Genomic DNA, 15265 nt, shown 5'->3' on the forward strand with positions numbered 1-15265 from the left:
TAACTATTTAAGAGCAAACATGACAGATTACAGCAATTCTCCCGATCTTAAAGGCAGCGTACTTGGTCAATCTACTGAGTATGTAGATCAATACACGCCCAGCTTGCTTTTTCCTATTGCTCGCAAGCTTAATCGCGACGCGTTGAGTATTGATGAAGCCGCATTACCATTCAAAGGCCAAGATATTTGGACCGGTTACGAACTATCTTGGTTAAATACCAAAGGCAAACCACAAGTTGCGGTGGCGATATTTACTTTCGAATGTCAAAGTAGTCACATTATAGAGTCAAAGTCGTTTAAGCTTTATTTAAACAGTTTTAATCAAAGCCGCTTTGGTAGTGTTGAAATTGTTAAGCAACATTTAATTGACGACTTATCAAATGCGGTAAACAGCCCGGTAAAGGTGACCTTATACAGCGCTGATGATTATAATTGTATTCCTTGCACACCGCTTCCAGGTGAGTGTATTGATGAGTTAGATATTGAAATAGATAACTACCATATTGATGCACATTCTCTAAAATCACAAAGCGATAAAGTGGTTAGCGAAACCTTGCATAGTCACCTGCTTAAATCGAACTGTTTAATTACTTCACAGCCGGATTGGGCCAGCATTATTATTCGTTATACTGGTGAGCAAGTGTGTCGTGAGTCATTATTACGCTATTTAATTTCGTTCAGGACCCATAATGAGTTCCATGAGCAATGTGTGGAGCGTATTTATAGCGACTTAACCACTCAATTGAATATTAAAGAGCTTGAAGTGTATGCGCGCTATACGCGTCGTGGCGGCCTTGATATTAATCCATATCGCTCAACTCATCATAACGATACCCCTTTTGCGGTAAAAATAAACCGTCAATAAGCTAAGCAAAAAAGGAGCCCGAGGCTCCTTTTTTTAATCGTTAAGTTGCTTAGTTGGCACTGGCATTCCACACACATCAATGTAATTATGGCTATACGCAAACCATTCCTCGCTACGACTACCTCGTGCTGAGATTAACTGTTTAAATGCATCTGAGTCTGTTTTCATTACTTTAAATCGGCTGCTATCGCTGCTAACGTCGGCTAATACTTGTAAATCTGTAATGGGGTTAAACTCGCTACCACCTTCAGGTGTGCGCGCTAGCTGATGAAAATGTGCCATACCTGTAAGTACTCGCCCAAATACGGTGATATTTTTGTCTAAATAACGTGGACCTTGCCCTATGGTGACGAAAAACTCTGTGCTGGCACTATTAATATCGTTGCCGCGCGCCATTGCAAAGACACCATGGCAATGAATTTGCCATGTTTGATCACGCGTTTCATTTTGAGCTACCGCAAAACCATTTAAAAACCCGGTTATTGGTGCATAACCATCTCCACCCATTTCAGTGATCATAAGCGGCTCGTTGGTGGTTAAATAAAACTCGGCAGGTACTGTGCTATTTTTGGTTTTAGTTAACTTTTTACCCGTGCTATCACCACCTTGAGCAACAAACCCTTCCACAAAACGATAAATATGAGTGCCCTGATAAAAGCCCTGTCGTGCCAATTTTTTAATATTAGCACTGTGTTTTGGCGCAAGCGCTGGATTGAGCTCAATATACGCAGCACCGGTAGGTAGGGTTAGTTTTAAAATATTCTCAGGGTCTACCCATCGCCATTGCTCATCTGTTGTAGATGCAATAATCTCACTACTGGTTAGGCTTTTAACCGGCGTTGCTGGCAAAGTGCTTTGCTGGACACATCCGCCGAGCAAAGCCGACGCTATAATAGTGATTACAAATTTTTTCATACCTTTTCCTTTTTATTATTGGTATTGGTATTGGTAGATAAAGGTTAATCCCAATTGAATTTATACAGTATGTCGACATTTTGATACAGGCCACTGGTTATTTCTATATATAACTTCGACATTAGCTGATAACGCACTGCCACTTCACTGAGCGACTCAAATACCCCCACGCTATATTTAACCTGCAAACTCGGTGCTAAATAACCTGATATTTCTACCTTTGTTTGCTCGCCACTACCTTTAGAGCTTAAACTGACATCTGACAAGCCAAACGATTCACCGACTTTAGACACTAAGCTTTCGCTTCGGCTCACTCCTTGAGAAAGTAGTAATTGAGTTAACATTGCATCCGTTGAACTGTCGCCCTCCCCTAATGGTTGACCATTCAGCAAATACGCTAGGGCTTGTGCTTGGTCCATGCCCGGCTCTGAAAATACTTTTAAATTTGGCTGCTCAACACTGCCAGTTAAAGTAACACCTGCAATAACACCATCGGCGGTATTATTTGGGTTGCGAATAGCTTTAATATTTAAATGAGGCTTATCTATTGCGCCACTGAAACCAATTTGCCCGGTTCTAATTATTAAGTCTTGACCAAATGCCAAGTAAGTTCCTTCAATTAAATTAAGCTCACCAATGGCAATAATGGGTGAGTCTTGGCTCATTTTGATATCCATATCACCCACTACTTTAGACTCAAGTCCAAATGAGGCTACTCTGACATCATTTTTAACCGTTACTTTTAAATCAATATCATAGTTAAATGGGGCTTTTTTAGTATTTTGCGTAGTTTGATCCAAAATTATTTCATCATCACTAACCTGTACAGCCCCCTCTGGCAGCTCTTCAATTTCTATTCGACCATAAGGCACTACAACATCACCTGCCAGCTTAAGTGCATTGTCAGCTAAACTTATTTTTAACTCTGGTGATACTTTAAACACCACGCCTTGTTGCGCTCTTACAAAAAACTCACTGCCGACTACATTCATATTTACAGCTGGTTGTTCACCTTGCCAATCAACATTCCCCGTTAATTTTACCTGTCCGCCTTGAGGGTCATTTAAATCTCCTTCAATGGTGGCGGTAGACTTATTAAACGCCACATTTATATTGGAGTTTTTAAGAGCTACAGGCAGTTGCTCACCTTCTAGGTTGATATTCTCAATATTTAAATTTCCCTCTAACAAGGGATCTTTAAGTGTGCCTGCTAATGCAACTTGCCCACGAATGGCGCCATTAAGCTGCTCGAACGTATTTAAAAATGGCTGTATATCAGACAATAAAATTTTATCAATTTGAATATTACCGTTAAGCGTTTGCTTATTTTGAATATCATCAATATTAACTTTAGTCGTTACTTTACCCAAAACACTCGATTCTATATTAGCTTCTATTTGGCCAACCTTAGCATCAGAAAAAGCGCTTATGTTTAGCGTTTCTATAGGTAGCTTAAATCGATCTTCTTCGTTAATAAGTACCGCGTTAAGCCCTGATGAATTTAAATTAGCGCGTAGAGTTTTAAGTGTGCCTGCTTGCCAATTAGCAGCAAAGTCTCCCGCTATATCACCACGTGTTATTACATTCTCTGGTAACCAATGTTTTAGCTCTCGCAATGCAAGATTGGCCAGTTTTACGTTAAGCTGGCCTAATTCGCGGGTTTGATTCAATCTATCAATACATAACTTACTATTACTCGATTGCCAACAATGCGCACTCACATCAAAGTCGCCCGTTTTCGAATCTATAATTACGGCTATATCTTTAGCATTTTCAAAGCTAAGCGTTTTATCACTTACACTAATATTACTGAGTTCACCTTGCCAAATCGCGTTAGCAAGTTTGCCATTTAGTTCAAACGAGGCAGCCCCAGCATCAGCATCAATAGATGCACTCAATTGATGATCGGTTTTATCACCACTGCCGACTATTTCCACTTTATTAATTTGATGATTCATAACACGCGCTGAATCAAGACTAACGCTGATATCTGTTTGCCAATCGGTAGCGGTGTCTAACTGTGCTTTTAACGCCAACTTATTAATATTAATTTCGTCATAAATAAACTGCTCTAGCTTTAACGCTAAATCAACTGCAGGCGTCAACCGCTCGCCTCTTATACTTAAATCGGCTTTACCGTTAGCAATAAACGGAAGCTTTGCATCATCATTACTTTGCAGCGCAATAGCCCCATTAATCTGCCATTGCTGATCAACTTCGCCGGTTAAGGTTAACCTATTTGTGCCGCTGCTAAGGTTAAATTTATTTACAGTGGCTTTAAGTTCATCATTTAAGTTAAATTGAGCAGCAAAATTAAGTGGTACATCATTTAGTAATCCGCTTAATTGAGTGTCATCCATACTTAATTTCCAGCTATTTGAACTGGAAACAAATGCCCCTTTAAATTGACCTGAAATATCACTGGTAAGTGTGTCAGTGAGGTATTGCGCTTTTAAACTCGATAGCGCGCCGCTAAAGTTAGCACTAAACCCATTTTGCCAATCGATATTCGCTTGGATAGTAGCTTGGCTCTCATTCGCTTTAAGAGCTAAATTTTTTAAGTTTGCATCGCTCAGTGAGCCATTAATTTGACTGTTAAAATTCACAGTTGGATAAGCACCTAACTGACTATTACCAAATAACGATAATTGATAATCGTTAGCATTGCCTTGTGCGATTAATTTTACGTCGGTTATCTTTAACTCTTTACTTGCTGTTTCGATGATCCACTGCTCTAGACCGCCATTAACACTAAATGGATAATTTGGTTGTTTAAGATTAGCCGTAACAGCTAGTTCAAAAGGAAATGATTCACTGCTTTTTATATCTACATTGAGCTTTTCTAAGTCTCCGCCTATTTGCATATTGGCATCATAACCATGCCCTTTTAGACTGATATCACCATTAATTGGTAAGCGGCCTTTGAGCTTTGCGTTAACTGCAGTATTAAGCTGCCACTGCTGATAATTTGCAGACAATGAAGCAACGTTAATCTCAGAACCTATTAGCTTCATTTGTAGCGCAATATTATTTACCACATTTTGCTGTTCGCCCTGCTTTACCGTGAACTGCGCAATATTAAACTGTTCTAGGTAAATATTGAGTGGCGACATAAATGCGATATTAGGTAATGCTGGTAACTCAGTAATTGGGGTAGAACTGGCTGTATTTTCTCCAGGCTGCTCTTTTAACGCGATTAAAACACTCGGAATGTTCACTCTTTTAACTTTAATATCAGCACCTTGTGCCTTTGCAGCAATCTCCACATTATTAACAACTACGTTTGCACTTGTGTGATTTAACACAAACTCAGTGACCGATAAACGCTTAAGTGCAATATTAAATGGCAAACTGATTTGTTCCAGCGGTTCGCTAGATGTATCAGGAGAATTAGATGACGATGCTGGTAAATTTAGTTTTATAGACCGAGCACTTAAGTTATCAATACACATACCATCGCAGTGCCACCAAAATAAATCTAGTTTAAGCTGCTGAGCATCAAGTAATAAACCGTCACGCTCAAAGCGCAAATTAAACGCATCATTATATAAAAAACGCCCGTTTTTTATTTCAATTTTTAAGCCGTCAACTAACTTATTGGCGCTATAAGCAATTAGCTGGTTACCAGGAGCTGTAAAAACAACACAAAACAATGTCACTAATACAGCAACAACTAAGGTGCTAAGTGCTGCAGTGACTTTTTTAAATACAGACATTAAATTTCCGGCCCTATGGTAATACTTAAACGAGTGCTTTTGCTTTCTTTAGTGAGCCCCCACGCATGATCTATTCTTATTGGCCCTATAGGCGTTAAATAACGAAAACCAAAACCTGCACCAACTTCAAATTGCTCAGAAAAATCATTGGTTGCCGTCCCCCCATCAACAAACAAGGCTGCTCGCCAGTTTTTGGCAAATTGATAATTATATTCAGCTGTCGTCGCGATCAAATATTTACCACCGATGCGATCGCCATTATCATTTTCTGGTGAGATTGATTGATAAGCAAAGCCACGCACACTTTGATCGCCACCAGCATAAAATCTTAATGAATATGGAACATTATTAATGTCGTCAACTAACATGGCTCCTACGTTTGCTTTTAAAAACACAAGGTGTTTATTAAGGTAAGTTCGCAGCCATGCATGCTGTAATTGCACCCTAACAATATTGGTACTAGAGAGCACACTATCGAGGCCAAACTCTGCCGAAATAGACCATTGCTCTCCCGAATAAGGGGTGGTGCCCCCTTTCGATTGCTTTCGGGCGTAACTGACACCTGGTAATAACATTTCTGTAGTGCGCTCTACCCCGTCGCCAAACCGATAGGTTTCTTGCTCGCGTCTGATAAATGCAGTTCTAATCCATTTTTGTTCGGTAAGCCATTGCCTTTGTAGTTGTGCGGTTAAAATTTCACTGTAAATATCGTCGGCTAATTCATCCTCAAGTTTATAACCTGCTGATAAACGCCATAAATCATCATTAGGATTATTAACAGGGATAGTATAAGCCATAGAAATATCTTGTTGTTTTTTTGCAATATTTAGATTGCTTTCTAGGTAGTGTCCCTGCTCCGTGATCCACGGTTTACTCCATTTAAACCGTACCTTTGGGCCCAGCTCGGTATTGAACCCGCCTCCAATTTCGTAGCTATTCGCGGGCTTATGTAATACGTCGACTTTTATAGGTACTTGGCTATTTTTTCTAGCTGAAATATCAGCGTAAACACGCACGCTAGTAAAATAAGGAGTACTCGATAAATCTAGGTTATAGTCAGCAATCTTAGATGCTTTATAGTGCTCACTTCTTTTAAACGGGGCTAAAGAGAGAATGTATTTTTCTGCGGGGCTTTGATTGGTAATTAACACATCGCCAAAACGATAACGTATACCACTTTCAATGGTGAAGGTAATAATAGCGCTGTGTTTTTTTAGTGACACTTCAAATTTTCGGGCAGGCCATTTGGCGTCAAAGTAACCATGTTCTAACAAAACGGATTCGATTTTTTTATAGGCTGCGCTATACATTCCATGATTTAAAATGTCGCCTTGCTTTAACTTTAAACTTTCAATAACTTGCTGAATTAATGGGTCATGTTTAGCTTCCCCGTTAACGCTAATATTAAGCGTCTCTATACGGGTTGCAGAGCCGCGCTCAATAGTCGCAACGAGTTCGCGCTCATCTTTATTAAATTCAATAGTCACATTTGGACTGTAATACCCTAATGCCTTTAAGCTATCCTTAACTTGCGTTTTAGCGTATCGACGCAGTGAGCGTGTTGATTTTTCACCCACTAAGGGTTTTAAATAAAGAGCAACGTTGTTTTCTAACTCTCCACTAATTCCTTTTATTTCATAATCTTCAATTGTATTGTCAGCTGCAATAGTGAAAAAGCTCACAAATAAGCAAAAACAAATAACGGATTTTAAAAACTGATTGAACAAGTAATCATCCTTACTATGTACCCATAAAAAACAACAAACTAACGACAGAATAATAGCATAGCGATAATGAGCCTAACATTAACTTAATCATTATCAGTGCCTAAAATATTAACTGGCTCTATACGAACCTTTTAAATCGCTTTGAGGTTAACTAAAAATTCTTGCGCTTTAATGATTTATTTTGGTTACAATAGCGCTAATGAGTAAACACTAATTTTATGAGTTTTAAATGCAATTTCCTGATGATGATAATGGCCAGCTTCTTGCTGAAATTTCCGCCGCCGGTGTAGATTTAAGTAAAATGCAACAAATTGATTTTTACATTTTATTTGAACAACAGGCTGATGCCGAAAAATTTGCAACTGAGATTGTAAACGATGCATTAGTGCAAACTGCTGATGTTGAGAAATGTAAAGATACCGGTGTTTGGGAGGTAATAGCCCATGTACAAATGGTTCCAGAGCATGCACTTTTAGGCCAAGCAGAACAATATATTGAAAGTATCGCTAATAGCTTAAATGGTTATGGCGATGGTTGGGGATTAGACGCAGAAGAAGTATAACCCTAATTTCATGATGAATGAGATATCCAGCTTAGCCTATCGGCTTAGCTGGTTTGCTTTTCTAAAGCTGCCTTTATAATCAAAAAGTTTATCTGCCACTTTCCAGCCATACTTTTTACTTTTTCGAGCAATCACAAAATCCGGTGGTATTAAATCAAACTGGGCTTTTATAACTTGCTCTGCACTGATAAATTCAATTGGTGACTGTCCCTGCCCTACACGCTTACCAAATTGCTTATTAAAGTAATACTGTGATCCTTTGTTTGCTAAATCAAAAACTTCATCACAACTGGCTCCGTCTTCATCAAAATAAGTAACTTTTAACAATTGCTCTTTAAGTTTAGTCACACTCAAGCCACTACAACGAAGGACTAATGCATCTTTAAGATTTAACGCATTACGAAGCTTATCATCAGGATCGGCCATCACAGCACCACAATCATGGCATTTTCGAGCAGCAATATCATTTTGTGCGCCGCACTGCTCACACTCTTTAAAACGAAAACGATAATCGCATTGCTCGCTTACCCCATTATCGTCTTCTAATAAGCCTTGGCAACGCCTACCAAAGTGCTCGATTACTTTGCCATCAGCCTCTGTTTTACCCCAAAATATATTGGCAAAGCCACACCCAGGACACAGCACTTGCACGGGTTCATTATCGCTATCGCCTTTTTTATCACCAACCTCTGGGTAAAATAAATCAAAGCCATTGCCCGCATAGTCAATTACTAAACAATCATCTTTACCCTCAGCCAACCTTAAACCTCTACCGACAATTTGCTGGTATAAACTTACTGACTCTGTGGGCCGTAAAATAGCAATAAAATCTACATGGGGTGCATCAAAGCCGGTAGTAAGAACCGATATATTCACTAAATACTTTACTTTTTTAGCTTTGAATTGTTTAATTATTTTATCGCGTTCGCTATTGGGAGTATCTCCGGTGATCAGCGCACTTTCATCCTCGGGTAAATAAGTCATTATCTCTTGTGCATGCATAACCGTAGCAGCAAATATCATCACGCCATGGCGGTTCTCACTATATTGAATAACCTGCTGCAGAATTGTTTGAGTTGCACGGGTCGATTTTTTTAACAGCGCATTCATATCCTCATTACTATACTGCCCAAATGCATTGCTAGTTAAAGATGAAAAATCATAATGGCTAATTGCAGCATCAACCTCTTTAGGGGGAGTTAAGTAGTTATGCTTGATCATATAACGCAAAGGTAATTCAAAAATACAGCGTTTGAATGGGCTTTCCTTATTACCACGCACAAAGCCATGGTAATGATGCTGATAAATCCAGCCTAGCCCTAGTCGGTAAGGCGTCGCGGTTAAACCTAATACTTTTAATTCAGAGTTGTGAGATTTAAGTGCATTAATAACTTTTCCGTATTGGCTTTTCTTTTCGCCATTTACTCTGTGACACTCATCAATAATAAGTAATGAGTAGTGCTCATTAAGTTTATTTAGATTGCGCGATAACGACTGCACACTGGCAAAGGTAACTTGGTGAGTTAACGACTTCTCTTTGAGTCCTGCGGAAAATATACTCGCTTGCAAGCCAAAGCTTTTATATTTTTGAGCATTTTGCTCCACTAATTCTTTTACGTGCGCCAATACCAATATTTTTTGTTTAGCAATACGCGCAAGCTCAGCTATCACTAAACTTTTACCCGCCCCCGTAGGCAATACAATAACAGCAGGTTCGTTAGTTTTTCTAAAATGTAAAACGGTACGTTCAACCGCTTCGCTCTGGTAGGGTCTGAGGGTGTAGGTCATAAGTCTAGGATGATCAAAAAATGGATATTAGCAAAAAATTTGGGAAAAACTAAAAAAAAAGCCACGGTATACCGTGGCTTTTTAATATGTTGTACTTAAATTAGAACTTAGTAGTAAAGTTCAACTGTAAATAACGACCTGTTACATCATAAGCTTCTGATACTGTATTAATACCAGTGCCGCCATTTGATGAACTTTGGTTCGCAACTGGTGGTTGCTTATCGAATAAGTTACGAACAGTTAATGTAACACTTGTGTTATCAGTAAAGTTATAACCTGCTGATACATCATGATAAACAACAGATGGGAAGTTATTATACTTCTCTAACGGTGTAAAATCAGTGTAGTTAAAGTTAGCACCTTCAACACTATCTACTGAGCGATCCCAGTAGCGCATACGCCAAGAAACATTTAAATCTTCCATGCCATAAGTTAGGTTTAGGTTAGCTCTGTTATCTGGTGTAAGTACCTCACCAGCGTATTCAACTGTTTCGCCACTTTCAATACCTGTAGTATCGTATTTGCTTAAGTGGTTCCAAATTAAGTTAGCTCCAAAAGCACCATACTCTGTATCTAATTTGTATGCTAATTCAATATCTACGCCTGAAGTTTCGATGTTATTTTCGTTACCAGTACCTGAATTAACTTCTACTAATGCACCGTTCGCATCACGTAATGCGTTACCACCACAAGATGGGTCAAAGTTAGCTGAACTAACATCAAAACAACGATTAAGTACAGTAGTACGACTAGTACTTGATATTGCATCTTCTACTGAAATATCATAATAATCAACAGTTAAAGAAAGCTCTTCTGTCATCTGCCAAACAACACCTACACTGTATGTGTCAGCAGTTTCTTCTTTAACATTCTCGTTACCGCCAATAAAACCACCAGCGCTTTGAGCTTCGATCTGTGTAAGCTCAAATTTTCCATCAGCTGCTACACGCGCGGCAACTTCAGGAATTGACAAACAGTTTTGAGCTGCATTACCTGTGTCAGAAGCAGTAACGCCGCTACACGGATCTGTTACACCAGCAAAAGTCTCACTTCGACCACCGAATAAATCTGCAATATTAGGTGTGCGGATTGCTGTTGCAGCAGAAGCACGGAATTTAAGCGTATCTAATGGAGAGTACTGAATACCAGCATTCCATGTTGTCTGACCGCCAACAATTTCATGGTCTGAATAGCGAGCAGCTAAGTCAACTTCAAGGTTGTCAAGTATTGGTAGAATTGTTTCAGCGTAGTAATCATTTGAGTAGTAACTACCATCTGTTGGTAACGACTTATTAGTACTAGAAGCACCCGTTTGAGCTAAATCACCAGGGTTAAAGAAACCACTTTCAAAACGGTGCTCTGCACCAAATGCAACTCCTACAAAACCACCAGGAAGCTCGATTGGTAATTGACCAACAAGTGATGCTGAAACAATAAATTGTTCAGTTTGACCAGCGATTTTTGCAGGCACTTTAATATAATCAACTGCTTCTTGAGATACTGTACCAGCGCCGAACAAATTAAGCGGTACACAGCCCTGTAAAATAGCAAGGTCGTCAGCACATTGTAGTGTGCCATCTGCATTCTCTACAACGTCAAATGCTTTGGCTGCTCTCTCGATATTAACTTGACCACCGCTGTCTTGACGTTGGTCTGTTTTACCCCAAGAAACATAAGTATTCAAAGACCAGTCATCATTTATAAACCAGTCAAAGCCAGTTGCGATACGGATTGTATCACGCTCTAAATCTGTAGAACGAGGACCAAACTCAACCATACGGCGAACCAGATTAGGGATATTATCATCCATAGTTAAATCAGGGTTAGCAGCCATTAAGTTTTGACGTAACAAATCAGGAATCATTGGGTTACTTAGCTTGATCCCGCCTACACCACCTCGTTCTGGAATAAACACATCATTAGTAGCGAATGGAGTTGGTTCAATTGTTGAACCATAAGTTTTTGAAGAGTTCCAGTTCATTTCAGCAAAAAATTGAACCTCATCATTAATATCTTGCTTGATATTTAGAGCTGCATATTTTCTTTCTAATGGTGTTACAAGCTGGCGAAAAGCTGCACGGTTAAAGGCTTCACCACCTGCAAGTCCTTGATAAGGTGTACCATCACCATTAAAACTACCAATACGTCCTTGAGGAGGGTAAGATGAGAATACTTTGTCTACGTACTCATTACCATTTTCATCAAGTAATATCGCTTCGTCAAACTCTGAAAAAGCACGGTCTGCAGGCTTTAGGCCTTTATCATCATCGTAACCAAAAGATGCTGTTACATTACCTGTGCTCCAGCTGTTACCAGCGGTTAAGCTTAATGAATACTTTTCGCGGTCACCCTCAGATGAAATACCAGTTTGTGCATTAACTTCAACACCTTCAACATTGTTACGGGTAATAATATTAACTACACCAGCAACAGCATCAGTACCATAAACCGCTGAAGATGCGCTTTTAAGGATATCAATGCGCTCAATCATAGATGCTGGAATAGAGTTTAAATCTACTGCGTAACCACTAGAAGGCGAACGGCCAGATACAAATCGACGACCATTAACTAATACAAGTGTTCTTGACTCACCAAGGTTACGAAGCGATGTTGTATTTAGACCAACACCAGAAGTGCTAAATGATGAATTAGATTGGTCTGCACCAGCAATTGTTACTGGAGACTGATTTAAGATATCAGAAACATTGATAGCACCCATTGCTACTATATCTGAACGACCAATTGTAGTAATTGGAACCGTAGTTTCTATATCAGTACGCTTGATACGTGAACCTGTAACCTGAATACGTTCAACTTTTTCAGCGCCTTCTTCTGCAGCAATTGTGCTTGCTGAGAAAGCAGCAGTAGAAGCTGCACCAAAAGCGATCGCTAAACGAACTGCTTTTGAAACTTTGTTATTTAACATTTGATTCTCCCTAGAATACTATTTGTTTTTTTATTTTTGACCACTTTTGTTAATTAAATTGTGATCATGCCCTAGATGATAATACTTTGACCACAACACGGTCAACATTAAATTAACCTTAAAAACACTTTAAGTGACGTCTCGTTATCATTTTTAAGTTTATTTGGTTCGCTTTTTAAGCTTTTTTTTGGATTTGATTTAGAAACAACCTAAAAACAAAAAGATAAATAATTGATTTAAATGGCAATTATTAATTTATGTTAGATTTTTATTTTGTAGTGATTTAAAACAATTCTGTAATCATGATCACAAATGTTAACTTTAAAATTTACAATTTTTATGCGAAATAGGAACTTATAATCGAAAAAACCTACAAAGCACCTATTTTTCTCATAGCTAAGTTAAAATAATGTAGCTTGAGTAGATTCAGTTGATGTGTTTAAAGCGCTTAATATCATTTGCGCTACGGGTTCAAGCTGTCTTTGAATGTATAGGGGGTAATTAAGGATATTTTTACCAGTATAAAGTTCGGCGCCAGTTATTGCGTAAACATATTCGATTACTTGCCCGCGTTTTATTTCAAACTCAGGATGGCTCGCTTTGTGTTTTTTAACTGCTTGAACGTGAGGTGGGATATTTTTAATATAATCGTTAAGGTGCTGCCCTAAACGCTTTCTATATACTAATTTACGGTCAAACTCACCATTATAAAGCTTTTGAGTGTAGCTATTTATAATATCGTGCAGTTGCTGTATTTCGAAGTTGTCGGTAAATAATGTCTCGAATAACTGTGTTTGAAACTCTTGTGCAAACTCAGTCCAATCGCTACGTACTGTTTCCATACCTTTAAATACAAGTTTTTTCTCATTATTTTTAGTTACTTGCCCCACATAACGTTTTTTAGAACCTGTTTTTTTACCTCGTATAGTTGGCATAAAAAACGGACTGTAATGGGTTTCAAATTCAATTTCCAAATAGCTTTTTAAGTCATAACGCTGCTTTAATTCTACTTGCCACTTTTCGTTGATATGTCGAACAAGTTGGCAGCCAATTTCGTTACATTGCTCAGGGCTTTTATCTTCACTAAGTTTTACAAACGTAGAGTCGGTATCACCATATATCACCTCAAAGCCTTGCACTTCTATCCATTTACGGGTTGTTTGCATTATTTCATGGCCACGTAAAGTGATAGAACTCGATAAGCGCGGGTCGTAAAACCGACAGCCTTTTGAGCCGAGTACACCATATAAACTATTCATAATAATTTTAATCGCTTGCGAGAGCATGGGTTGATTAGTGTCTTTGGCTTGTTGGCGAGTTTGTGTCAGGTGCTCAATTAATTTAGGCAGGTGGTGCTGCGTTCTTGAAAATAATGCCTGATTAAATCCTTCAACTGCTTGTTCTGGCTCATTTAGCCCTACGATTAAACCTAGCGGGTCAATACAAAACGTACGCATAATTGAAGGATATAAGCTTTTGAAATCCAATACCAAAACGTTTTTATACAGCCCTGGTGTCGACTCCATCACATAGCCACCTGGGCTCTCAAATGAGAGCCCATGATCGCCTAAATTGGGGGCAATATAACCACTGCGGTGTAATAACGGTAAGTATAAGTTTGTAAATGCGGCAACTGATCCACCCATGCGTTCAAGTTCGAGCCCAGTGATTTGAGTTCTAACTATGGCAAATTCAAATAACTTTAATTTTTCGAAAATTTGATTAACCAAAATACAGTCTTGACGGTTGTAGGCAGCAAGAGCTAGCTTGTCTTCATTAAATTGACGAACAATTTCTGTTAATCGGTTGTCAGTTTTTATTAATTTAGATTCGTTAAGCACCCGCTCTGCAACATTAGCTAACGAAAAGCTGTCAAATCTATAAGTGGCATTCTTCAAGGTATCAATGCCATCAATGACGCACCGCCCTGGGAGCGTTAATCGGGTGTAATGACCCTTATTAATATATAAAGGTTGATTATCTCGACCAAAGTTTAGAGTAAGCCCTAACGCCTCAGCGCGTTCTTGCAATAAACTAAAATCAAAATCAATAACATTCCAACCAACAATAACATCGGGATCATTATTTATAATGTACTGCTGCAGCTTGGTGAGTAGGTTAATTTCGTCATAGCACCAGTCTATTTCAAATGTCGAGTCGCTCTGCAGCTGTTGCTCACCTATCATCAATACACAATCTAAACCATTTCCCACCAGTGCAACACTAAATAACACCCCGTCGCCATTGCATTCTATATCCAAAGAAACAGACTTAAGCGTTGGCGTATACTCGGTGTTTGCTTTTAGCTTTGCATCACTAATTTCAATAAAGCCGTTTTGAGCTTTGGCGTTACCGGTTACCCATACACCTCCTTTAATAAAGCGCTCCATTAAAAAGCGATCACTGTGGCGCACATCGGCTTCGTAAATTGGCATTACTTGCTCTAAAAGAGCTCTTGCAGTGTATAGGCTTTTTATATCGTTAAAGTAACAGGCAACACACTCGCTACCACTAAAGTGACAAAGCTCAACATTATTAAACTGGACGTTAACACTCGCCTTAGTCAACAAGGTATTCGCTGCCTGCTGCTGTGCTAATGGGATGAAGAATACCGCTTGCTGGTTTTCAATCGTCACTTTTATCGGGCCCTGATCAGAGCTTAGCCAGTAACACAAAGTAATACCTTGTGCATTTTTAGCCCCGTATTGTTGCCTTGATAAAATAAAGCCCTGATAGATTGCTTGTGTCAATGTTCGATCCCACTTA

Annotated in this window: 8 protein-coding genes; 2 read left to right on the top strand and 6 right to left on the bottom strand. The window is 39.0% G+C overall.

Annotation, left to right across the window (positions count from 1 at the left end):
- Window positions 1-19 precede the first annotated feature (19 nt).
- Entirely contained in the window at window positions 20-865 is an 846-nt protein-coding gene (gene queF / locus FHG08_RS14010; RefSeq protein ID WP_010388241.1) for an NADPH-dependent 7-cyano-7-deazaguanine reductase QueF, read from the top strand.
- A gap of 33 nt (window positions 866-898) precedes the next feature.
- On the opposite strand, the gene FHG08_RS14015 is transcribed toward queF, so the two are convergent.
- From FHG08_RS14015 to FHG08_RS14025, 3 genes are read right to left on the bottom strand one after another with little or no spacing between them, the layout of a single operon-like run.
- Window positions 899-1780 (bottom strand): peptidylprolyl isomerase, encoded by an 882-nt coding sequence (locus tag FHG08_RS14015; protein ID WP_178956317.1) that lies wholly within the window; start codon window positions 1778-1780, stop codon window positions 899-901.
- 44 nt (window positions 1781-1824) lie between these two features.
- Window positions 1825-5496, bottom strand: coding sequence for a translocation/assembly module TamB domain-containing protein (locus tag FHG08_RS14020; RefSeq protein WP_178956318.1), 3672 nt, complete (start codon window positions 5494-5496; stop codon window positions 1825-1827).
- Entirely contained in the window at window positions 5496-7223 is a 1728-nt protein-coding gene (locus FHG08_RS14025) for an autotransporter assembly complex family protein (protein ID WP_178956319.1), read from the bottom strand. Before FHG08_RS14025 ends, FHG08_RS14020 begins: the two co-directional genes overlap by 1 nt.
- A gap of 229 nt (window positions 7224-7452) precedes the next feature.
- Between FHG08_RS14025 and FHG08_RS14030 the strand changes: the two genes are divergently transcribed.
- Entirely contained in the window at window positions 7453-7785 is a 333-nt protein-coding gene (locus FHG08_RS14030) for a ribonuclease E inhibitor RraB (protein ID WP_010388233.1), read from the top strand.
- Between the two features lie 36 nt (window positions 7786-7821).
- Here the strand turns inward: FHG08_RS14030 and FHG08_RS14035 are convergent, their stop codons facing one another.
- The 3 genes from FHG08_RS14035 to FHG08_RS14045 all read right to left on the bottom strand — a co-directional run bounded on the left by FHG08_RS14035 (window position 7822) and on the right by FHG08_RS14045 (window position 15249).
- Window positions 7822-9573 carry a DEAD/DEAH box helicase gene (locus FHG08_RS14035; RefSeq protein WP_178956320.1) on the bottom strand — a complete coding sequence of 584 codons (1752 nt, stop codon included), beginning with the start codon at window positions 9571-9573 and terminating at the stop codon, window positions 7822-7824.
- 100 nt (window positions 9574-9673) lie between these two features.
- Entirely contained in the window at window positions 9674-12499 is a 2826-nt protein-coding gene (locus FHG08_RS14040; protein WP_178956321.1) for a TonB-dependent receptor domain-containing protein, read from the bottom strand.
- A 401-nt stretch (window positions 12500-12900) separates the two neighbouring features.
- The gene (locus FHG08_RS14045) at window positions 12901-15249 is read right to left on the bottom strand and encodes a DNA polymerase II (protein WP_178956322.1); all 2349 of its coding nucleotides are present in this window, start codon (window positions 15247-15249) and stop codon (window positions 12901-12903) included.
- Window positions 15250-15265 lie beyond the last annotated feature (16 nt).

The organism is Pseudoalteromonas sp. Scap03 (genome assembly GCF_013393115.1).
GTDB lineage: Bacteria > Pseudomonadota > Gammaproteobacteria > Enterobacterales > Alteromonadaceae > Pseudoalteromonas.